This window comes from Clostridium sp. HCS.1, assembly GCF_047900555.1.
GTDB lineage: Bacteria > Bacillota > Clostridia > Clostridiales > Clostridiaceae > Clostridium.
In genome coordinates, this window is record NZ_CP170704.1 from 1,951,248 (window position 1) to 1,976,388 (window position 25,141).

11 protein-coding genes are annotated in these 25,141 nt (G+C 23.8%); all 11 read left to right on the plus strand.

What is annotated here, in order from left to right; genetic code table 11:
* The first annotated feature begins 2 nt into the window (after nucleotides 1–2).
* The 11 genes from dptG to ACFYH6_RS09370 all read left to right on the plus strand — a co-directional run bounded on the left by dptG (nucleotide 3) and on the right by ACFYH6_RS09370 (nucleotide 25,126).
* Nucleotides 3–1,388 carry a DNA phosphorothioation-dependent restriction protein DptG gene (gene dptG, locus ACFYH6_RS09320; protein ID WP_321129572.1) on the plus strand — a complete coding sequence of 462 codons (1,386 nt, stop codon included), beginning with the start codon at nucleotides 3–5 and terminating at the stop codon, nucleotides 1,386–1,388.
* Entirely contained in the window at nucleotides 1,369–6,498 is a 5,130-nt protein-coding gene (gene dptH, locus ACFYH6_RS09325) for a DNA phosphorothioation-dependent restriction protein DptH (RefSeq protein WP_416178446.1), read from the plus strand. Before dptG ends, dptH begins: the two co-directional genes overlap by 20 nt.
* A gap of 124 nt (nucleotides 6,499–6,622) precedes the next feature.
* Complete coding sequence (locus ACFYH6_RS09330) at nucleotides 6,623–9,736, plus strand: UvrD-helicase domain-containing protein (protein WP_416178447.1); 3,114 nt, start codon at nucleotides 6,623–6,625, stop codon at nucleotides 9,734–9,736.
* A 9-nt stretch (nucleotides 9,737–9,745) separates the two neighbouring features.
* Nucleotides 9,746–12,523, plus strand: coding sequence for a hypothetical protein (locus tag ACFYH6_RS09335; protein WP_416178448.1), 2,778 nt, complete (start codon nucleotides 9,746–9,748; stop codon nucleotides 12,521–12,523).
* A gap of 2 nt (nucleotides 12,524–12,525) precedes the next feature.
* On the plus strand, nucleotides 12,526–13,146 hold the full coding sequence (locus tag ACFYH6_RS09340; protein ID WP_416178449.1) for a hypothetical protein: 621 nt from the start codon (nucleotides 12,526–12,528) through the stop codon (nucleotides 13,144–13,146).
* Nucleotides 13,147–13,158: 12 nt separating this feature from the next.
* Entirely contained in the window at nucleotides 13,159–14,718 is a 1,560-nt protein-coding gene (locus tag ACFYH6_RS09345) for an Hsp70 family protein (protein ID WP_416178450.1), read from the plus strand.
* Nucleotides 14,719–14,726: 8 nt separating this feature from the next.
* Entirely contained in the window at nucleotides 14,727–18,047 is a 3,321-nt protein-coding gene (locus ACFYH6_RS09350; RefSeq protein ID WP_416178451.1) for an SNF2-related protein, read from the plus strand.
* Nucleotides 18,040–20,511, plus strand: a complete 2,472-nt coding sequence (locus tag ACFYH6_RS09355) for a DEAD/DEAH box helicase (protein WP_416178452.1) — start codon at nucleotides 18,040–18,042, stop codon at nucleotides 20,509–20,511. Before ACFYH6_RS09350 ends, ACFYH6_RS09355 begins: the two co-directional genes overlap by 8 nt.
* A gap of 3 nt (nucleotides 20,512–20,514) precedes the next feature.
* The gene (locus ACFYH6_RS09360) at nucleotides 20,515–21,300 is read left to right on the plus strand and encodes a hypothetical protein (RefSeq protein ID WP_416178453.1); all 786 of its coding nucleotides are present in this window, start codon (nucleotides 20,515–20,517) and stop codon (nucleotides 21,298–21,300) included.
* On the plus strand, nucleotides 21,300–24,482 hold the full coding sequence (locus ACFYH6_RS09365) for a hypothetical protein (protein ID WP_416178454.1): 3,183 nt from the start codon (nucleotides 21,300–21,302) through the stop codon (nucleotides 24,480–24,482). Before ACFYH6_RS09360 ends, ACFYH6_RS09365 begins: the two co-directional genes overlap by 1 nt.
* Entirely contained in the window at nucleotides 24,479–25,126 is a 648-nt protein-coding gene (locus tag ACFYH6_RS09370; RefSeq protein ID WP_416178455.1) for a hypothetical protein, read from the plus strand. The genes ACFYH6_RS09365 and ACFYH6_RS09370 overlap by 4 nt, the downstream gene beginning before the upstream one ends.
* Nucleotides 25,127–25,141: the final 15 nt, after the last annotated feature.

The window sequence follows — 25,141 nt, forward strand, 5'->3', positions numbered from 1 at the left end:
ATATGTGTGAAGAATTTAAATATAAGTTAGATTTAGAAGAAATAAGTACGGCTTTTAAATTTACCGAGAAAGGTTTAACTCATAAGCAAGGTGGAAGATATAAACTTTTACCTTATGCAGCTAATGAAAAAACATTAGTATCTGAGTTTTCAGGTGTTGTTGGTGCATTTTCAAGGATGATATCTAATAAAGAATTAAAGAGCGAATTTAATGCAGATAAATTAATTAATGAAATAGCAGAACAAATAGGAGAATATGAGGGTAGTTCTAGTAAAGAAGTATTTAAGGATATTGTAAGAACTATGTTTATAGATGGAAATAATCTAGTTGATTTTGATATAAAAACAATAAATTATATTTCAGCTACTTCAGCAGATGAAAAAATCGCAAAATTTTTATTCTCAGCATTATTTGATAAAAGCTTAAGTGAAGATGTTAGCATTCATTATGATAGAGAAATAGACAATGTTTTATATAGATTAGTGTTAAATGCATTGCCAGAGCTAAAGGATAAGGAATTTGCCGCAGATGAATATAATTGTTATTTACCATTTGTAAGAGAATTATTTATAAAAGATTTAAAATTTTTATTAAGTAATGAAGAGTTATATAAGAACTCATTAAAGAGATTCTTGGAATATTATTATATGTTTTACGTTTCTCAATTAGTAATGAAACTTAAGAAGTTTGAAAAGGCTGATGTTACTACTCCTGATAAGCTTTATTATACATTATCTTGGGAAAGTACATCTAAAAATAGAACTGCTTATCAGTTAGGATGGGAAAATATAAAAGAAAGCGTAAATTCATTATTTTCTCATGCTATAACATTAGAATTATTAAATTATCATAATATAGATAGGCAATTAGGATATATCGAGTTAGCTGATATATTTAATAAAAGTGATAAATGTCATATAGAAAATGAAGTCTTAGCTGTATTGGATGCTTATACAGGTCAAATAAAAGATAAGCCATGGGACGATTTTAAAGAGATAGAAAGAGAAACAGAAGCAAATGGATTTAAATATGTATACAAGTTATTTGATGCAATAGAATATCAATTTATAAAGTCAAGTAGAACAAGAGCATATGAAGCATATAGAAATTGGTTTGTAAGATTTGTATATGATAATTTTGCTAAGAGAAGAGGTCAACTAGGATATAATTTAAATATGACAGAGGATGATATTATTTTAATAACTAAAATATGTATTAATAACAAAGGAAGAATGAAACTTAATAAATTGTTTGATGAGTTTGAATTAAGAGGAATATTCTTTGATAGAGACTCGAAAGCAAAAATTGTACTGTTATATGAAAAGTTAAATTTATTAGAAAAGAAATCAGATAGTGGGGATGCACAATATGTCAGATCAGTTTTATAGTTATTTAGCAGAAAAAATAATAAGTTTTTTTAGAATTAATCCTTTAACCCCTGGATCAAAGTATAATATTCAATTTGAGAAAGAAAAAGAAGTAAGGGAATTATATGAGAAATTAAAAGACAATACGTATTATAAAGAGTATGAATATAAAGATCCAAATGGAGTAGTTAAATATAAGGCATATCAATTAGATTTTAATGGAGTTCAATTGATAGTATCAGCAACAATAGATAATGTTCAACCAGACTTTTTAACTAGATTAAGAAATATGGTTGGTATTGAAGTGGGATATGAAACGAAAGCAATTTTATTTATTCATAATACTACTTTAGATAGTATTATGGGGGGAACAGAATCTTTTTCAAAAGAAGGAATGCCATTTCATATAGACTCTATACAAAATGATATTAAAGCAGAGTTAGAAAGTTCTTCTTTTACTGAAGTCGATAGAGAAATTATTAATATGGATTTAGAGAGAAAAAAGAATAATCTATTCCAAGATAGCAATTCTATATTTGAATATAGAGAAGTTTTAGATATTTTGAATAGAGGATGTATTTCTAAAGAACAATATAGAGACTTTGGTTTATTTTATGATAGTAAATTAAATGAATTTGAAGGAAAAGAATTAAGAAATAGAATAAAAGATAATGCATTATATTTTAATAGAGTTGATGAAATACATAATTATGGTACTCCAGAAACTCAATTAGAAAAATACTTTGAAGAAAAAGGTATAGATAAACTTAAAGGTAGCGATTGGAAAGATGTTGAGTATAGAGATGTAAGAAAATCAGTTGATGAGAAGAAACAGATTACTCCTTTGGAATATTTATCTTCATCTCAGGAATGGGATAAAGAAGAAGGACCATCAAAGTCAAAATCTAGAATAAGAAATATAATAGTATTTAATGAAAATAGATCTGAATCAATAGATTTAGAGTTCGTATTTGATAATTTTTTAAAGAAAGAATATATTAAAAAACCTGAAGGAGAGGTTGAAGTCTCAACTTCTGGTAAAAAATTAAAAGTAACAATAAAAGATATAGAGGGAAAATCTAATTTTTATAAGGTTATTTATAAAGATGAAAAAGTAAAGTTTGAATTTAAAATAGTTATGCTTAGATGTAATGAAAAATACCTGGAAAGTATAAAATCTAGATTTTCAATAGTAATTAAAAAGAATGAAGAGTATATATCAGTTAATACTAATGATTCTTCTATAACTTTTAATGAGTTTGCTGAGGGAAACGTAACTAATTATCAAATAGATTCTAATAATGATATTATAAATATTGAAAGTGACGAAAAATTAAATATTAAGATAAGTGAAAATTTTATATATGAAAATGATAGTGATTTAATTAGATTTAATCTTAAAATAGAGGGTGAACAAGTTCCCATTGGAATAGTTGGAACTACAGAAAAAATAGTACCTATAGAAGGATTCAAAGTTTGGAAGCTAAAAAGAGAAAAAAATTGCGATTTTAAATTGATAGGAGACAATAAGTTGCAGCATGGTACTAGAGAATACTTTGCTAGAGATGAATTTAGAAAAAACTTAAATTTAGAAAAACAAATAATAGATATGAGTAGTTTAAGTTTTACTGAAACAGTATATGGATTTGAGGCTGTAGATTTAGATGTAAATAGTGATGTTAAGAAGGCTTATTCTAACATATTAGAGTATTATAAAGTATCTAAAAAGTTACCAAGTTTAACTTATTTAAATGATGATTTAAAGGATTTATATGAAAGCTTTATTAGTGTATATATAAAATCATTAGATAATATTGAAGAAGGTTCTTACTTAACACAATCCGAGAAGAATTTATTTAAAATAGGAACAATAAAAAGAGAAATTGAAGATAGAGAATTAATATTTACTTCATTACACCCATTAAATATAGCATATCAACTACATCTAAATAATTCTATTGGTGATGAAATAATGGCTGATGAAGTATTAAAGAAATTTACTTCAACATATCTTTTACCTTATATAGTTGATGAAAATGATAAATTATATATACCTATGGAGCAACAGCATACGCCTGAATGGAAGTACTATGTAGATGAAAAGCTTCCAAGATATAAGAGTTCTAGAGATTTTGTTTCTAAGTTAGTTAATGAAAAAATAGAGGAGTTTGTAGGACATTTTAAATATATGTTTGAAATGGGCAATAATGCCCCTATTAGAATTAACTTAATTAATACTGGAGATAGTAAAGAAATACTTCAAGGTATATTTAAGTATTATGTAAAGCAACTTAAGGGTGATAAAGGTAAAGAAGTATTACCTATGGATTTATTTATATATTCAAATAAAAATATAACTAATGCATTTGAAGAAGTTGCATTTAATGAAAATATTAATAGTTTAAAAGAAATTTATAATTTAGATCTTAAGGTTGAGCATATGTCTGAGGAAGATGTATTAAATCTTTATAGAGAAAAAGTGCATTTTTATACAAAAAAATTAGAAGAAGGAATAGAATATGCACATATAACTTTCTTAGAAATGAATAATGAGGCTAAAAAAATTACTTCTATTATGGATGATATACCATCAGGGATTATATTAAATGGAATGATTTCAGGAGTACCTTCAGTATTTTTAGGTGATTCATATAGAACTGGATTTGGAAAGAAGTATGCAAATACAGATAATAAAGTAATGAATATAGCAACAAGATTAAATGCAATTAATGCTTGCTCAGCTGGTGAACCATTTAATTGTAATCAATGTAAAGCTATATCAGTACCTAATAATAGTAAATCTACATTAGACAAAATATATGATGCAAGTCACTGGATAACTTTTATAGATCCAAAGGTTGATTTAAATTTCTTTAAAAATGATCCTAAGGCTAAAGATTTACTTATTATTCATTATAGTGATCAATATACTACAGCAGGGGGGTATGATGCTATAACTGTTACAAGAAAGTCAGGTCCATATCAAAGAGTTATAGAAGAGTTTTTAACTAAAAAAGGAGTAGAAAATGCATATGATTACTCACCGGCGGTAATAAATATGTTTAATGCCGTTAATGGTGATTGGTTATTAAGATTATTATCAAGCAAATCATATTTTCCTAAAGAAAAGATAAGTATACTTTCTGCAATAAAGCTAGCACTTGCTGAGTTTAAGAAAGATAATATAATTTGGGTTCCTATATCTTTAGAAGAGGTGTTAAGAGTATCTGGTGGAGCTGGATTAAAGCAAAGTGAAGGATTTTTCTCAGCTAAGAATTTAGGATTTGATAGTGGTGCAACAAGTGATGATATTTTACTTGTTGGAATTGAAAATATAAACAATGAAGTGTTTGTTCATTATTATCCTGTTGAGGTGAAAATAGGAGAAAATAGTTCAACATATATACAAAAGGGAATTGAACAAGCGAAATCAACTAAAAAGATATTTAATGAAACATTATTATCAAATGAAAATGGTGATTTAACAGCTACTCAAAAAGTTTATAGAAATTTCTTAATGCAATTAGTTATAACTAGTGCTGAAAAGTTAAATTTATATAATGTTTGTGATGAAGAAAATTGGATAAAAGTTATTGATTCTGACTTAAGAAGAAGATTACTTAATGAAGAATATCAAATAAGTAATTCTTTTGATAATTCAATAGGAAAAGCGGCAGTAATATCATTTAAAAAGTGTGTAACATTTAATGATATTAAAATAGAAGATGAAGTTATGGTAATAGAAATGTCAGAAGAAGATGGAATAAATTTTATAACTAAGAGTGTTAAAGAAATTAGAGAAATTGTTGCTGGAATTAATATAGAAGGTACAGAACCTAAGGATATAGTTCCTAATATTATTGATGACAAACCTAGATATACTCAAGAAGAAATAGTACAAAGTGGATCTGAAAGCTGTGATGAACCAGTTTCTACAGTAATTGAAACTGAAAACCCATATATAACAGAAAGAAATGATGAGAAAAGGAATATACAGATATTATTTGGAGTTAACGAAAGGAATAACAAAGAAATTTATTGGTATCCAAATGATACAAATAAGGTCTTTCATACAAATACTGGTATTATTGGGACTATGGGAACAGGCAAAACTCAATTTACTAAATCAATGATTACTCAAATTTATAGAGAATCAAAATATAATATAGGTGGTAAAGATATTGGAATATTAATTTTTGATTATAAGGGAGACTATAATAAGTCTAAAACAGATTTTATAGAAGCAACAAATGCTAGTGTATATGAATTATACCATTTACCATTTAATCCTTTATCTATTATTAAGGCTAAAAACTCAAAGCCAATGTTACCACTTCATACAGCAAATAGTTTAAAAGTTACATTAGCTAAAGCATTTGGTCTTGGAATTAAACAAGAAACATTATTAAGAGATTTAATAATGGAAGCTTATGAGAAGAAAGGAATAGTTAAAAACGATCCTGATACATGGTATAAACCAGCACCTACATTAAAAGATGTTTATGATATCTATGTTAATCGAGAAGACTTAAAGGAAGATAGTCTTTACGCTGCATTTAGTAACTTAATAGACTTTGAAATATTTGAGTCAGACGCTTTTAATACTAAGAGTTTATTTGAATTAATTAATGGGGTAACGGTAATAGATTTATCAGGGTACGATCCAGATATTCAAAACTTAGTTGTAGCTATAACATTAGATTTATTCTACTCACAAATGCAAGCTTATGGGCATAGTGAAATTAATGGTAGTCTAAGACAATTAAACAAGATGATATTGGTTGATGAAGCAGATAATTTCTTAAGTAAGGATTTTGAAACACTAAAGAAAATACTTAAAGAAGGCAGAGAGTTTGGAGTAGGAACAATACTTTCAACTCAATTATTAAGTCATTTTTCTACTGGAGAAAATAAATATTCAGATTACATTTTAACTTGGATAGTTCATAATGTTGCAGAAATAAATCCTAAAGATGCAAAATATATATTTAATGCTCAAGATAAAAGTGATCAAGAGATTATTTGTAATAAAATTAAAAGTTTAAATAAACATCATAGTTTAGTTAAGATGGGAGATAATGATAGGCCTATATATATGAAGGATAAAGCTTTCTGGGAATTAATTAAATAATAAAACAAATAATCCTTTTAAATGAATTAGAATATTAATTTTAAAGTTTAAAAGGATTATTTTTAAGATTAATATAAGATAAATTAGTTACTTATATGATATTAAACAAAAAGGGGTAAATTTTATGATATCAATGCCAAACAATATGAAAATTGAAAATGAAGGAGAAAAGATATTTTTTGAATTTTTAAATGATAATTTAAATGATGAATTTATTTTATATCACAATTATGAAATTAAAGGTAAAGAGTTCGACTTTTTTTTAATAAATAAAGAATTGGGTTTGTTTATATTTGAAGTTAAAAGTTGGAGTGGTTATGAAATTATAGATGTACATGATTCAAGTAAAATAACTTATAGAAATAATTTAGATATTGAAGAATATGATGGTAACCCCTTAAAACAAGCAAGATTATATAAGTTTAATATATTAAATAAGCTGAAAGAAAAATTTGATATAGATGTTAGAATAGTGCATGTAGCAGTTTATCCTAAAATGAGTGAAAATTATTTTAATAATAAGAATATGAACTTATATACAGAAAGAGAAAGATGTATCTTAAAAAATGATTTATTATCTAAAGATATTTTTGTTAATAAGTTAAAAAAAATAAAAGAGATTGATGATATTAATAATAAGAAAATAAGTGAAGAGGAATTTTTAAAAATAAGATCATTATTTGAAAATATAAATGTAACTAATAAAATTAACTTAGAAAATAAAAAAATAGTTAATGAATTTTTAAGCGATAGATATAATGATTTATATTCAATATTTATTTACTTAAGAAAAGTGGATTATCAACAAGAGATATTGAATACGTTAATAAATAGTTGGAAAAAAGGAGCTAAAGTACACTTATTATCAGATGATAATGACTTATTAGATGTGGTTAAGAATAAATTATTAACAAGTCTTGGATTTTTATCTAAATATAAAAGTTTTAATATTATAGATAAAAATAATTCTTTCAAAGATAGTATATATAATTTCAATTTTTATCATTATAAAGAAAAAAATATTAAATCAAGTTTTTATTTAATTAATGGAATTATAAATAATTATGATGAAGCATTAAAGGAAATTGATAAGTATACTAATTTTAATTACAATCAATTTATTTTAGAACATTATGAAGTTAATAAAGATATTATTGTTGAGGCAGGTGCTGGAACAGGAAAAACTTATTCTATGATATCAAGAATTACTTATTTAATTTATAAGCATAATTATAGTTCAGAAGAGATATTAAAAAAAATAGCTATGATTACATTTACTAATGAAGCAGCTAATAATATGAAAAAAAGACTTAAAGAATATTATGAAAACTATTATCTACTGACTAAAAATATAAAAGCTTTAGAATTAATTGAAGGTATTGATAATATGAAAATATCTACAATACATTCATTGTCTAAAAATATAATAGATAAATTTTCACACCTTATAGGATTAGGAACTAATTCTAGTATATATAGTGGGAAGTATGAATTAGATAAAATAATTAACCAACATTTAAATAATTATAATTTAGAAAATTATAAAGATGAGAATATGGTTGAAGACATAGAATATAGATTATTTAAGTTTTCTGAAATAATAAGAATCATTTTAGAAAAACTAGAACAAAAAAATATATATTTATCTAACGGATATATATTAGATGAAGGCCAAGATAAAAAATGTGAAATAATAAATGAAATTTTGCCTAAAATTCAAATTCAGTCTATAGAGGAATCTATAAAAAATAATAAGGTAAAATTATCTCAGGTTATGATTATAATATTGGATGTTCTAAATAATAAAAAGGAGTACATTAAAGATATTTTTGAAATAGATTATTTATTTATTGATGAGTTTCAAGATACAGATGATGTACAAATTGATATTATTAAGAAGTTTAAAGAGATAATTGGATTTAATTTATTAGTTGTTGGAGATATAAAACAATGCATTTATAGGTTTAGAGGAGCAGATGAAAGTGCTTTTAAAAGATTAAGAGAAGGTAATGAAAATACCTTTAAAAATTTTGAACTTACTAAAAACTATAGGTCAGATAAAATATTATTAGAAAATTTAAATAATATTTTTGAAACTTGGACCTTTGGTAACTATTTAGATTATAAAACAAAGCTTATAGGAATAAAAGAACTGTATATTTCTGAAAAAAGATTAGAAGAAGTTAAATATAATCAATATAATTTTGAGGAGTATTTTGTACAACAATTAAAAAATGAAATAAACTTAATGAAAGAATGTAATACAAAAGGTGAAATTGCTATTTTAGTTAGGACAAATAATGAGATTGAAGAAATAATAAAAATAGCAGCTAGAAATGGGATAAATATCAAGGCAGATGTAGGTAATAATTTATTTGAAACTATTGCCGTAAAAGATTTATATAGATTAGTTATAGCAATTAAATTTAATTTAGATCCTAAATGCTTATTTGGTTTATTTAATACTAATTATGTAGTATCTTCTTATTCAAAAAGTGAATTAATAAAATTTAGAGGGGAAAGAAGTAAGCAAATAGAATATTTTAATAAAGTAAATAGTATTGTTAAGTGGAATTATTACTTGGAAAGTACAAGAAATGAACCCATAATGAAAGTTATTAGAGAAATAATTATTGACTTAAAGCCTTGGAATGTTTATGCTTCTAAGTTTGAAGATGAGAATGAACAGAAAAAACAAGCTATTATATATATAAGGGATTTAGAGCAATTAATAGAATGGATAATAAGAAGTTCGAATAATGACTATTTAACTATTAATAAATTAGCTAATAAATTAGAAATAGCTATTTTTACTAATGTTAGCAAAGAAAGTAGATTTTTAGAAGATAGTAATAAAAGTGATATAGAAATAATCTGTGCTACAGTTCATAAAACTAAAGGATTAGAGTATGAGACAGTTATAATTCCTTATTGTAATAAAAATAAAAATATAAAACAAGATATTGGGAAAGTTGAAATTTTAATAGATGAAGTAACTAAAAAAGTAGGATATAGTTTTAGAGATGATCAAAAAATGGGGAAAAGTTATAAAAGAATTAATAATAATATTTATAATATGGTTAGATATGATGAATTAAAGTTAAAACTAAATGAGGAAGTTAGAATACTTTATGTTGCATTAACAAGAGCTATAAGTAGGATAGTTTATTTTTCAGAAGAAAAAGATAGAAAAAAAGATGAAATAAGATGGCAAGATTTTATAAATAAAAATATATAGGAGAAATATATGAGAATAATAGGATATGATGATCCAAGAAAATTAAATGAAATTGACGAGTGGAATGAATTGAAAAATTATCATCATTTTTGTATATCTCAAACTTTAGTTCAAGGATTATCTAGAGAATTTGGTAGAACTGAATTTAAAGTATTAACCACGGTAGATAAACTGATTAAGAAATTTTATAGGGAATGGTCAGATAATAAAGAAAGAGACGTTAAACATTTTTTAGATATAAGAAGATATATTCAAGAGATTAAAGATCTAAAATTAAAAAAGGCTTTTATGGAAAATAAACTAGAAGTATATAATTCGGTGAAATTTTTAATTGAATGTGAATTGTCAACTGATCAGTTGAATTTAGAAAACTTAACTGATGAAAAAAAAGTTTTTTTTGATATCTATAAAAAAGTAGAAACTAATATAGATTGGGCAGAATTTAAAGAATTAGATTCTAAGACTATATATTCTTTAAAAGAATCTATAAAAGAAATAGTAATTGATGAAATTAATAGTGAAATTAGTGAAAAGAATAATATAGTTATTGAAGAAATTGATTTCACAAAATTAGTAGATTGCGATAAAGAAAAGTATTTAGATGACATTATAAATAAATTAAACCATCAGATTAAAACTTTATCTAATGAAAATATGGATAGAAGTAAAAAAATACTAAAAAAGAGGCTCGAAAATTATAAAGACATACTGAGTAATTATGAAAATGAAAAGATTGAAAAAGTTATTTTTCATGGAATTCATCAATTTACCCCAATTATATTAAAGCTTATAAAATACTTAGAAAAAAATAATATAGAAGTTATATTTTTAATAAATTATAATAATGAATTTAATAGAATTTATTCAACTTGGGATAAAGTATATAAATGGACTGGTTGTAAAATAGAAAAGAAAATAACAGGTTATAAGTATGATCAATTAAAAATAGCTAAAAATTATGCTTCAATAGTTGAAGGGAATTTTGAAGATATTTCAGAAGATAATGATGGGATAAGTATAACTAAATTTGATAATTATACAGAAATGGCTCATTATATAGCTGATAAATATGAAGAAGCGAAACAATCTATTAAAGAAGATTTTTCACCTACAAAAATACTAGCGAAAATGGAAGAACAATTTTATTCTGTTGATGGAACTAATATAAATAATATTTTGAAAGTATATTTTCCAGAACAATTTGAACAAAAACATTTTTTAGCTTATCCAGTAGGACAATTAATTTTAGCTATATATAATTTGTGGGATGAATCTAAAAATCAAATAATAATTAAAGAAGAAGTAATTAAAGAATGTCTTTCAACAAATATATGGGCTAGGAATAAAGATAATATAAAATACACACCTTTAGAAATCTTCGAATATATAAAAGTTTATTTTGAAGATTTAGAAGAGTGTAGTATAGAAAGATATTTAGAAAGAATAAAGATATTAATAGAAAAAATACAAGTTATAGATGGATTGAAACCTGAAAATAGAAAAAGAGATTATAAAAAATTAGGTTTTTATAATCTTAGTTTAAATGAAATATTATATTTTGAAAGTATAATATTAGAAATAAAAAAATTGATCGAGATATTAATGGGGGATGGTAGAGAAGTTAATATGATCAATCATTATAAAACACTTTTAACTTTAATATCTAAGAGAATAAATGATGATGATAACTTTAAAAAGGAAGTTTCTTTCGTAAAAGAAATTGAAGAAAGAATAAAAAAGTTAGATGGAAGTACTAATGAGTCAATAGGGGCAATTAAAGAAACTTTACATTTCTACTTAGCTCAAAATAAAGATGGAAATACTTCAAATTGGATAGTTAGAGATTTCAATCAAATTGATGGAGGAATACTGCTAGCAGATCCTAATGCTAAAGAAAGAAAATTTAAAGAAAAAATAAGTACATATCACTTTATGGAAGTTTCAGATAGTGATATGCAAGGAAAGAAAAAGGTAAGTTTAAGTTGGCCCTTAGATGAAAGTATCTTTATAAATAACAATAATATATTAGAAGTAATTAATTTATGTAAAAGTGAATATAAAAACTATTTAAGATTTACACTTTTTTACGCCTTATTTTATGTTGGAGAGATAGATATTAAAATAAGTTATATAGAAAATAAAGAGGAAAATTTTAAGGAACAATTATATTATGTTCTTAGAATGTTAAATTTAAAAGAAAATGTGGTATTAAACAATGAAAATTTAAATTTTAAAAGTAAGAATTCAATAAATTCAGAAAATACTATAATATCAGATAATACTATAAGAGAGTTAGATGTAATTAATTATAATTTTTGCGAAGATAGATTTTTATATGAATCAATTATAGAAGGAAATGGATCATATAAAAATAACTTTTTAATAAAACAATACTTGAAAAATTTTATAGCTATAAGTGTTTATGAAAAGAGAAATAGAACAAATATTAAAGCAGGGATAAAATCTGTAATTCCTTACGCCAATGAAAGTCTATTAAATGATCTTGAATTTTCAATTTCTCAAAAAGTTAAATATTTAGAAGAAAGCTGTAAAAAGTATGGGGGAGTAGATTTAAATTATAAAGAAATCATAAAAGACTTTATATTAGCTAAGTTTAGTAAAGATGATTTAACTGAACTTTTAACGGAATATAAAATAAGTGAAAAAAGCTTGAAGGAAATTAAGCAGTATTTAAAAGGCGGAAAATATATAGGAAAGAAAGATATAGAAGAAAAATGTTTATATTGTAAATATAGACAAATATGTGTAGGACAGAGACAGGGATAAAAATGGTTAAAATTTTAAGCTTAGGAATATACGAAAATGATAAAAATCAATATGAAGTTATAGGATTTATTTTAGCAACAAATAAATTTTGTAAATTTAAATTAAGTTATGTAGTTAAAGAAAATAGGAGATGCTGGGATATAGGGGCTATTACTGAAGTTGAATCTTTTAGAAATATAGATGAAGATAATATAGAAATTATAGGTGATTCTAAACTGTGTGAATATTTAACTAAAGAGGAATTAAAAACAGTTTTAAAAGAAAATAAAATTGATTTTATGAAAAGTATTAATAACTCTGGGATTAGATTTTTAGTTATAGAACCTAAAATAATTAAAAAGATATTTATAAAAAATTCTAAAAATTATATAGAATTTATTTCAGAAGGAATTAATAAGGAATTTAAAATAAAGGACTCTAGATGGATTAAATACTGGGAGTATATTTTGAAAAAAAATAATGAAAATTTATTAAAAGAGAAAGAAATACATTATAGAGAATTTTTAAATTCAAAAGATGTTTTTTTTGTTGGATATAAAGAGACTATAGATAAAAGAAATACTAATTATAGATATAAAACTAATGATAATTATATTAATATAACTAGTATTTTTTGGTTTTAAAGAGGTGGAGATATGGAGTTCTTTGGAATAGATTTTGGGAATGGAACTTGTTCTATTTCAAAAATAGATGAAACAGGTAGTAATTTAGAATTATTAAAAAATATATCTAATGAAGAAAAAATAAAATCTAAGATACATTTTATTGATTTAGAAAATGTTTCAGTAGGTAAAGAAATATTAAAAAGTGATGAATTAGAAAATATAGAATTAATAAAATCTAAATTTGGTATAGAAAAAGGTGAGGAAATAGTATCAGGGCAAATAAGAAGTATTCAATATTGTGGAGCGGTATTATTAAATTATTTAATTAAAAAGGTAGCAAGAAAAGATAACTTGAAAAAAGTAGTAATAACAATCCCAACAATCTATGGAGAAATAGATAGACGGATTTTATATGAGTCAGCACAACAAGCATCTATAGAGGAAGTTGAATTAATAGAAGAACCTTCGGCAGCAGCTTTATATCATATATATAAGAAATATAGAAAAGATAAAGAAGTTTTTCTTAAAGGAAATAATTTACTAGTTTTTGATTTTGGCACAGGAACTTTAGATTTATCAGTTGTAGAAATAGATTATAATAAAGAGGGTATAAAATTGATAATTAATAATACTAAGGGGGCTAGGAATTTAGGGGGATATTTATTAGATCTATTATTTGCTAAATACTTATTAGAGATATATATAGAAAAATATATGGATGAATGGTTAGAGGAAGCTTTTAAAATTTTAAATATATATATACAAAAATATATTAACAGTGACTATAGATATTTAAAGGAAAATGTAGATTTAAAAATGAGGCTATTTATAAAAGATTTAATATTATATGCAGAAAATTTAAAAATTAGGCTATCTGAAGAAGAAAGAGTTAACACTGAAATTCTAAATTATAAAAATATAGTAGTTGAAAGAGAAGAATTTGAAAGTAATGTAATAGACGGTCTTTTATCTAAGAGAATAAATGATTTAATTAATGAATTTAATTCAGAAAATACTTATAAAATAGATGAAATTGTAATGGTAGGAGGAATGTCTCAAATACCTTATATAAAAAATATTCTTGAAAACAAATTTAAAAATAAAAAAATAACTACTGATAAAGAATATATTAATGCTATATCTTTAGGTGCAGCGATTGCATCAGGACTTAATAGTGGAGCCAATATAGAACCTTTTGGAAGCAATAGATTAAATTCAGTTTTATCTAAAGATATTTTTATATCCTTTAATAACAAGAGTTATTTGATTTTCAAAAAAGGAGCAAGTTATCCTTGTAAGAAAATTCAAAAAGTTGAAATACCTTATTCTTTATGTAGTAGTATATCTGTATCAATAAAAGAAGATGATACGGAAATTGATAAAATTGAATTTTATCATCCATGCTTTTATACAGGAGATATTTTAAATTTAAAATGTTTTATAGATGAAAAAGGAATTATGAAATTTGAAGCAGAACATGATGATTCAAAAGAAATTTTAGAAATGGAGATAAATAATAAAAATAGATTAAATTCTAAGCAAATAAATGCAGGTAGAGAATTTATAAATAAAAAGTTGAATTATATTTAGGAGGATAAATGGAAAATAAGTTTAAACGAGGAATGTATGTAAGAGTTTCTGTAGATTATGAGGATGATGCAGATCCTAGAATGTTTGCAATTGGACAAGTCAACAAGATTGATATATATGGAAATATAGAAGTTGTTTTTAATAAAGAATTTAGGAGTAAAGAAGAAGAAATAATTTATGAGTACATACCAAATGAAAGAACTTATCCTCAAAGTAAAGTAAAAAGGTGTAAAATATTAAAAAATACAGTTGGTATATTTGATATATTTGAAAAGTTTTTATTGAAAAAATATAAAGATCAAGATAGTGAAGGATATTATAGATATTATGTAGAAAGTAATGGAGAAATAAAAGTAATATCAGAGAAAGATATGATAGTTGATTTTACTAGAGGTGAAATAAGTCCTTTAATTCAAATGAAAAACTATGAATTCCATTCTCCATTTTGGTATGGTCAAAGATTATTACCAGCAGAAATACTTAATACTTTAAATAACTTAGATAAAAATTTCAAAACCTTGATTAGTTCTAGAGCTTATCTATTACAACATCAAATAGATACAATAGTTAAAGCATTAAAAGAAGATAAAATAAGATTAATGTTTGCTGATGAAGTTGGATTAGGAAAAACTATAGAAGCATTAGTAGTATTAAAAGGAAAATCTCCAAGTAATGCAGTTATTTTAGTACCAGATGCACTTATTAATCAATGGAAAACTGAAATATATGTAAAATTGTGGATGGAAAGTTATATTTATGAGAGGGGAGACTTTCCTAAAAAGGGAATAACACTAATTCCACTTGAAAAATTAGAAGAAATAGATATAGAAAAAATAATATCTAGATATGATTTTTGTATAATAGATGAAGTTCATAGATGTTTATCAGATGATAAATTATTTAAAAGACTTTATAAATTATCTAACAGTATAGAAGAAGTTATTTTATTAAGTGCTACACCTATTCAAGATAGTAAAGAGGATTATTTAAAATTACTTAGATTATTAAAAGCAGAAGTCTATGATTCTATGAATGAAGAAGAGTTCATGGATAGATACAATAAAAGTATAGCTATAAGAAAAAGAGTTTATAGAATAATAAATGATTTAGATGATTTAGATCCAGATGTATGTGAGGAAATTAAAGAAGATTTAGAAGATATAAATGAAGAGTTAAAGGATAAAGGTTTAGAATTAATAATTAAGAGTATTGATATAGAGTCAGAAGATTACGGAGAAGAAAGTATAAGAGAAGCATTAGCTTATATATCAGAAAATTATCAGTTTGAAAAGAATATAATACGACATAGAAGAGAAGAAATACAGAGTAATCTTCCTAAAAGAGTCTTTAAAACAATTCAATATGAAATGAAGGGAGGAGATGAAAGCTTCTATGAATTAAATGTTTATGAAAGGTTGTTTGAGTATTGTCAGTATTTAATAAGTTCTAATGAAGGAGATCATGAAATAACTACTTATATAATAAAGTTAATTAATTCTATGTTTAGTTCTCCATGGGCTTTAGAGAGTATAATAAATATAAGAATGAATCAAATAAAAAATTATAGTATGGAAAATAAAAAAGATTCTTGTTTAAATTTAAGAAATTATTTAAAAAAGTTACCTATTTTAGATTTAGAAGAAGATTATATAAATTTAATACAAAATGAACTTGAAAAATGGAAAAAGTACACAAGAAATGAAATAGACAATATAACAACTATAGTTAATGAAGCAAGTGATATAAAGGGCAGATTTGCACTAATAGCAGATTATATAGATCAAGAATTATATGATAAGAAAATTGTTATCTTCACATCATATGTAGAAACATTATTAAGTTTAAAGGATATATTAATAAATTTATTTGGAGAAAACTCAGTAGTTACTTTCAGTGAAATAGAGAATAGAGATGAAAAAGAAGAAAATGTTAGAAGATTTCAAAATGATCAAGAATGTAAAATTATGATTTGTGATGAAACTGGAGGGGAAGGCAGAAACTTTCAAATGGCTGATTCCTTAATTCATTTTGATTTGCCTTTTATACCTACAATATTGGAGCAAAGAATAGGAAGACTAGATAGAATAGGAAGAAATCCAGATAAAGAAATTGAAAACATAATTATATTTTCAGAGGATACTTTAGAAAATGATTTATTTAAATTATGGAATGATGGATTAAAGATATTTTCTGAATCCTTAAGTGGACTTGAAATTACTTTAGACAAAATAAATGAGTATATAAAGAAAGCTATATTTAATGATTTGAAGTTTGGATTAAGCGATATACTAGAAGAAATAAAAGATAATCTTAAAAAAATTAGAAATGTAGTAAAAGAAGAAAGATATTATGATATGTCTAGGCAACTGGATAATAAAACTAAAAAACGTTATGAGAGTATAATTAATAAGTTTGATAGTGAAGGTGGGGAACTATTAGCTAGAGCTATGATTAAGTGGTGTAGAGCTGTTGGATTTTCACCAAGTGTTATTGGAAGTAAGGAAGAAAAGATTCTATATTTTTCAGAAGAAAGTATAAGTTATAAAGCTATGAGTAATACAATGTTTGATATTCCTAACACTATAGAAGCTTTAAAAAGAAAAGATTCTCCAGGAATAAAAGGAACATTTGATAGATCAATAGCTGTAAACAAAGAAAATTTATCATTCTTTTCACCAGGGGAAGAAATATTTGATTCAATAATGAAAAATGTGGAAGAAGGATATAGAGGAAGATGTTGTGCGGTACAAGCTTACAATAGTGAATTAAGTTGGGAAGGCTTTATATTTACCTTTAATACTGAATTTGAAAATAAATATCTAATAGAAGAAAATATGACTTTAAATTATGAAGTATTTGCAAAAGGACATATGCCATTAAACCAAATAAAAATATTTGTATCTTTTAATGAAGAAGATGATTTAAATAAAGATAAAAAAGATTATTTATTAAGTTTTATAGAAAATAACTATAATAACAAAAGTAATTTTATACATTTAGGTAAGAGAAGTAATCCTCGATTAAAGGAATTTAAAAAAATATATTACAAAGGAAGATGGAATGATATTATAAAAACTGCTAATGAGAAGGCCAAAAAAGAAGTTATAAAAAATTATACCTATAGCATTAGCAAGAAAGAAATAATTAAAGATTTTAAGATGATATTAGCAGGAATAAAGGCTTCTACTAAGTATTTAAATAAAAATGAAGTTAATTATGATGAAATAAAAAAAGCATTAGAATTAGTATGCAAAGGGATTTTTAATCCTAGTATATATTTAGATTCAATTATTTATATAGATTTTAAAGAAGGATATAAAAATGATTAGTGAAGAAACTATTTTAGATAAAGTTGAAGATGTATTAAATAATAAATTATCGGTTAGACAATTTAATGATATGTTTAATGAGTTCATATTAGAAAATGATAAGTCTAAATATAATATTATAGTTAGATTAATAAAATCTTTTAGTGATTTAATTTTAAACAAATCTAATGGATATGACTTTTTTGTTAACTTAAGGCAATTTATAAATACCTATAAAAAAAGAGTGAAAGTTAGTAAATTTATTTCAGATAAATTTAAAGAATTAAACAAAATTAATCTATATTTAGAATTAATAGAAGAATCTAAAGATAAATTTGTAATAAATAGTGTTAAAGCTAAAGTTCCCGAACTAAATGATGAAGAAGTATTAAATGATTTTGGGAAAATATATATAAAAAACAGATATAAGTCAAAAGGTGCTACTGGAGATCTAAGATTAAAAAGAATGACTGGATTCAAAGAATATAAGTCATCTTGTCAAAAACTTATTATAAGAGCTCTAGAAAAACAAAAATTTGGGACTACAGTATTAGCTACTATGAAGACGGGGGGAGGAAAAAGTTTATTAATACAATACGTATCTAAATATGAAAAAAAAGGTACTACGATAGTAGTATTACCTACAGTAGCTTTGACTATGGATCAAGAAGAAAGTAGTAAAAAATTTTTCGAAGAACAAGATAGAAAAGTTTATGCTTATTATGAAGGTGTAGATAAAGATAAAAAACAAAAAATTTTTAATGATTTGTTAAAAGGTAAAGTTGCTATACTATATATTTCTCCTGAGTCTATTTTAAATGGTTTGTTTTATGAAAAAATAATAAAATGTGCTGAAATGAAAATATTAGATAGAATTGTTATTGATGAGGCTCATTTAGTTGCTGATTGGGGAGAATCTTTTAGAACAGAATTTCAATTTTTATCAGTATTTAGAAGAAAGATATTAGAAATTACAAAGGGAAGATTAAAAACTCTTTTAATTTCAGCTACAATAACAGAAAAAAGTCAAAAAATATTAAGAAAATTATATTCTGAAGAAAATAATTTTATAGAAATAAGAGGGGATTCTCTAAGAGAAGAAATAAGTTTTTATAAAATAAAATGTAAAAATGATATAGAAAGAATAAAAAAAATAAAAGATATTATCGTTACTATACCTAAACCTATAATTTTATATGTACCTACAATAGATCATTCGAATCAATATTTTGAATTATTAAAGTCTTTAGGATGTGAAAGATTAGCTGTTTTTACTAGTAATACTAGTTCTAAAGATAGAAAAGATATATTAGATAAATGGAACGAAGATAAAATTGATATTATGATAGCTACATCAGCTTTTGGAATGGGAGTAGATAAGAAAGAAGTTAGAAGTGTAATTCATACTTTTATTCCAGAAAATATTGATAGATTCTATCAGGAAGTTGGAAGAGGTGGAAGAGATGGATATAAAAGCTATAGTTTTGTATTTACATCAAAAGAAGATAGTGATTATATAAACTATTTCACTAGTTCAAAAGTATTATCAGCAGAAAAAATTATTTCTAGATGGAATGAAATGATAAAAAAACCATATGAAAAAATTTCAGGTGATGAATATTGGTTATCCACAAATATTGTACCAGAATATTTATTTGATAGTGCTTTTACTGGCAAGCAAAGTGAAAATTGGAATGAATATGTAATATTATTTTTATATAGAAATAATTTTTTGGATATTTTAGATATAAAAATTAATATGATTGATAGGAGTAGATTGCTTCATATTAAGCTTAAAGATTTAGATTTAATTAATAATCAAAAAGATTTTGAAAAAGTAATAAATGAATTAAGGAAAGATGATAGGGAATATATCGAAAAAGATATACAAAATATTTTAGAGATGATTAAGCTAAATAAAACTTGTTGGGGAAGAAAAATTAAAAAATCATATGAATATACTAGTTATAAATGTTATGGATGTCCATTTTGTAGAGAACATAATAAAAAAACAGTGAAATCTGAAGATTATTTTGAAATAGCTGAAGGAGAAGATATTTTTAGAAAATCTTTTAATGAGCATATAAATAGAGATGAAAAATTATTCATTATAGAAGATAAGAATATTTATAACTATATAGATCAAATAGCGCAAATATGTAAAACTAATGATATAGATAATTTGATTTTATTTGATAAAAATATGACTGATTTTTTTATTAATAGTAATGTAGATTTAGATTCATATTTATATACATATGAAGAGGCAAAAGAAGATATAGACTTTGTTGTAGGTGCAGTTGCGATTGTGATGATAGCAGGAAATAATGATAACAATGATATGATTTTTAGAAGATATAAAAAGAAGTATTCTAATGGAAAGTTAAAAAAGTTAATATTTATTTCAGAAAAAAATGTTTATATAAAATCGGAAACAAGAAATATAGAATTATGCATAGATAATATTTCTTATGTAAGGAGTTAAAAGATGTTAATAGAAAATAAATTAAGAAAGGAAGTAACTCCCAAAAGAGTTTTTTCAGTTTTAAAATTAATAAAGTCCTTTAATGGAAGGCTAGAAAAAAAACAGGTTTATAATTTAATCCAACCAATGAACCTTGTAAAAAATCAAGATGATGTAAAAAAAACTTTAAATTTTTTACTTGAACAAAATATGATATCAGAAAATGGAAAAGGAGAAATATCATTAATAATTGATAAAAAATATTTAAAAGATTTAAAAAGCTTTAGAAGTTATTTTTCAGAAAATATATTTAAAGATATGACTAATGAAACTTTATTCTTTAAAATAACTTCTGAAATTTTAAGTAAAGATTTAGACTTTTATGAAATAAAAAATTTTGAAGATATAGCTAATTATTTAGAGAATAGAGAAGTTGATAAAGAGTTCATATTAGCTTGGAGATTTTGGGCGGAATTTTTAGGATTTGGGAATATAATAAATAATCAATTTTTAGCTAATCCTTATGTAAGGATAATGGAAAGAATAATTGATAATGAAGCATATAAAGAAACTAATTATAAAATGAGTGGATTTGTTTCTATAATAAAAGAAGAATGTCCAGAACTAAAAAATTCTTTAAAAGAAAATAAAGTTGGTTTAAGCTTAACCCTGGCTTTGAGAACTTTAGAGTCTTTAGGAAACTTGAAATTAGTTAATATAAAGGATTCAACAGACATTTGGAGACTATATTATAGTGCTATTGAAAAGTTAGAAGTAACTGATATTGAAATAGTAAGGGAGAACAAATAATGAATAAAGAAGTTATGAGAAAAAGGATTAATGAGGTTATAAAAACTGATGCTACTGTAGTAGAATTACAGGATTTTATGGCTACTCATGTACCTTTTAAAAGATTGAAATATTATAATAGTGGAATAGAAACTATAAATGGTAAAGAGTTAGGAGAAGAGGAATTTTTTTATGAATTCATAGAGAATACTAGGGACAAGCATAATTTTATAGTGATTCAAGGGGATAATGGATCAGGAAAGTCACATTTTATTAAATGGATTAAAAATAAAATAGAATCAGAAGAAGTATTTCCAGAAGATGTTGTTATATTTTTAGAAAGATCTCAAAATACTTTGCAAGGGACAATTAATCAATTAATAAATAATGAGGTTATTAGTGGATTTTTATCTGAAGAGGAAAAAATAAAGCTTAAAAATACAGGTATAGAACTTTCGGAAGAAAGGTTTATATCTATGATAAATTATAATTTTATTATAGAAGTTGAAAATGAAGAAGATGAAGAGACATTAAAGCTACGTGAGAGAGAAAGAATAGTAGAATTTTTAAAAGATAATCTAGTTCAAAAACAAATTTTATTTAGAGAAGATGGGCCTATAAAAAGAATAGCTAATAAACTTATTAATTCACAAAATAATTCTATTAATGAAGAAGATATAAGATTTAAGGAAGAAGATTTTGATATTAGTATTGATATGTTAAATTCTTTGGAAGAAAGTGATGCAAATCAAAAAGCTATAAAGTTTGCTGAGGCATTAGAAGGAAATAGGAGAGAGATAAGAAGTAAAGTTTCTGAATATCTAAATTCTAAAATAGATACAGTTATACAACGTACTATAAAGTTAAACGCAACAGATTTAAATTCTATTTTAGAAAAAATAAGAAAAAAACTTAAAGAATTAAATAAAAATCTAGTATTTTTTATAGAAGATATTACATCATTTACAGGAATAGATAAAGGGGTTATAGAAAGCCTTATTGTAGAGCATAGAGAAGATAATGGATTATGCAGACTATTTTCCATTATAGGTGTAACAACTGGTTATTATCAATTTTATTTCCCAGATAATTTGAAAGATAGGGTAACTGGAAGAATATTTATTGATAGTAACAGCTTGTTTGATGATAAAAGAGATGTTTTAGAATTAGCAGCAAGATATATAAATGCAATAAATATAGATAAAGATGAGTTGAAGAAATGGATATCGCTAGGATCTAGTGATATTAATTTACCTATAAAAGATAGCAATAAAGAATGGGATAGTTATATTGATAATAATGGAAGGAAATTTTCTTTATATCCATTAACGGAAAATGCTATTTTGAATTTATATTATCAAATTAGGGAAAAAGCAACTCCAAGAAGATTTATAAAAAATGTATTATTACCAGTATTAAATCATTTTGCTAATGATAAAAAATTTCCAGAAGGTATTTTAGAGTTCGAATCAGAACTTTTAATTCCTAAATTAGCAAATGAATTATTAAATAGAAGAATTGATTCTGAAATAAATGATCCTTATGAAAATAGTAGAACTAAATGTCTATTAAGAATTTGGGGAGATGGAACAATTGATACTCATAATGATAATGGAATAAAGTATATTGGAAACATAGATGAAAGAATATTTGATGAGTTTAATGTTATTAAGATAGAAGGAAATAAAATTAATAAAGTAAAATCAGAAAGTAATTTTATAAATGATACTAATAAAGAAATAAGTGAAAAAGATGAAAAAAGAAAAATAGATATTTCCCATAAAGAACGAGATGAACATGAAAAAGATAATAGTGTTAGAAGTAGAGTAGAAAATGATGACTTTAAATTAATTGAAGAATATCAATTAAAAGAAAAAGGTAATAATATACCTAAAAAGATTAAGATTTATAATGATATACAAGATGAATTAAATACTTGGTTTAAAGAAAATAAAAATTTAAAAATACACTCAAAAATAAGAGAGGAAATTATAAATTTAATATTGAATTTTATAAATTGGGATATAGAAGAAGTTCCATTATATTTAGCAAGAGAAGCAATAAATAAAAATAATGTAAAAATAGTAGACCAACAATTAGGTGAAGAAAGAGGAAGTAATATAATTTGGATAGAAAAAACAGAAGAGGATTATTATTTCCTATTATCCTTAATGAAATACTCTATTATTGGGGAGAAAAGATGGGACTATGAAGGAGCTCAAGACGATATTATATTAATTACAAAATGGATAGAGAATAATAAAAAAAGAATAGTAAACTATGCTAAAAATTTAGGGGATACGGATTATAACATTTATGATTATGCTATAAGTGCTGATATTTATAGCTATATTATAAATAAAGATAAGGGTAAAGGAAAACAGATAAAACTATCAGATATTCATATATCAGAAATATATGATATTCTAACAGACGAATTAAAAGTTAAAGAAAAGAATGATTTAGAACAACTACTAGGAAATAAGTATACAATTAATTATTTAGATAAAAAGCAAGAAGTGGAAGATAATCATCGATTTGTAATTGAAAGCATCAATTGTCCATTAGGTATGGGGAAAAGTATATTTTTAGATGCTATAGAAATGATAAAGGCTATAGAAAGAGTTAAAGATAAAGAATATGAAGTTGATAATTTTGAAAATGTAAAGTTTATAAGTAATAAGGAATTTTGGAGAAAACCCTATGATTTACTTAAAGGGATTTATGGGAAGTCACTAGAGAATGCTTTATCAGAAGTAAAAGATAAAATTTTTATTAATGATAAGGATTATTTAAATTCATTTAATGATATTGGTATAATAAATAAATTATTTTCTGTTTTAGAAGATAAGAATATACATTATCCAGGTTATATTAAGAGTGACTTCACCTCAAATTTTGGAGACTTAGTATCTTATAATGAATATGAAGAAAATAGAAACATTTTAAGAGGATTTAACAACTTTAGTAAAATAGATAAAATTTACTTGCTACAAAGTGATACACCTACAAAATTTAAGAAATGCAATGAAATACTAAAAAATATAGAAGATTTAATATTTAAAAAAGAGGAGGAATATAAAAATAGATCTATAAGTAATAATATAAGCTCTGAAGATATTGAAAATATTAAAGAAAATTGTATTTTAGTAGTAGATAATATGGAAAAGGATGTTAAATTGATAGAGGAGAAATTAAAATGATAGCAAGTAGGGCTGATATAATTATAAGAAAAATAGATGACTTAGAGAATGAGAAAGATAGAAAAATAAAACTTGAAAAATATAAAACTTTAAATAATAATTTGCAAAATTTAAGTTTTAAATTATCCAAATTAATAGAAGTCAAATATGTATTAGGTAAAAATATAGAAAATGTTTCTTTAAAAAAGTTTTCTAAACTATTAGAAGAAACAAAAGTAAATATAATTAATTATAATATTAATGATAGAGAAAGCGCTTTTTTAAATTCAGCATTAGATGGGGTAGAATCAGAGCTGAAAAATGAATGGCAAAAACATTATAATATTAAAATTGGAAATATAATTCATACTATGAGTAATGTTAAACCATTTTTTAGTGATGAGTCAGAAATAGAAACAATAATAAACAATTTAAAAGCCTTTGAAAAAAAATGGCCTATTAATAGAGAAAATTATAATAAATTTGAGGAGTTAATAAACTTATCAAAGGTTAAAATAAATTCTTTAGAATTAAATGAGGATATAAATAGATTTATTTTAAAAATAACAAATAATAGTGCAACTATAGCTGATTTAACACCTAATATATTAAAATGGATAAAAGATAATAGATATGAATCGAAAATAAAATTGAAATTCAAATAAAAATAAGAGGCATTA

Coding starts and splice junctions, on each gene's coding strand:
- ACFYH6_RS09350 (WP_416178451.1), top strand. CDS start 14,727: ATGGAAAATAAGTTTAAACGAGGAATGTATGTAAGAGTTTCTGTAGAT.
- ACFYH6_RS09340 (WP_416178449.1), top strand. CDS start 12,526: ATGGTTAAAATTTTAAGCTTAGGAATATACGAAAATGATAAAAATCAA.
- ACFYH6_RS09330 (WP_416178447.1), top strand. CDS start 6,623: ATGATATCAATGCCAAACAATATGAAAATTGAAAATGAAGGAGAAAAG.
- ACFYH6_RS09370 (WP_416178455.1), top strand. CDS start 24,479: ATGATAGCAAGTAGGGCTGATATAATTATAAGAAAAATAGATGACTTA.
- ACFYH6_RS09360 (WP_416178453.1), top strand. CDS start 20,515: ATGTTAATAGAAAATAAATTAAGAAAGGAAGTAACTCCCAAAAGAGTT.
- ACFYH6_RS09355 (WP_416178452.1), top strand. CDS start 18,040: ATGATTAGTGAAGAAACTATTTTAGATAAAGTTGAAGATGTATTAAAT.
- dptH (WP_416178446.1), top strand. CDS start 1,369: ATGTCAGATCAGTTTTATAGTTATTTAGCAGAAAAAATAATAAGTTTT.
- ACFYH6_RS09365 (WP_416178454.1), top strand. CDS start 21,300: ATGAATAAAGAAGTTATGAGAAAAAGGATTAATGAGGTTATAAAAACT.
- dptG (WP_321129572.1), top strand. CDS start 3: ATGTGTGAAGAATTTAAATATAAGTTAGATTTAGAAGAAATAAGTACG.
- ACFYH6_RS09335 (WP_416178448.1), top strand. CDS start 9,746: ATGAGAATAATAGGATATGATGATCCAAGAAAATTAAATGAAATTGAC.
- ACFYH6_RS09345 (WP_416178450.1), top strand. CDS start 13,159: ATGGAGTTCTTTGGAATAGATTTTGGGAATGGAACTTGTTCTATTTCA.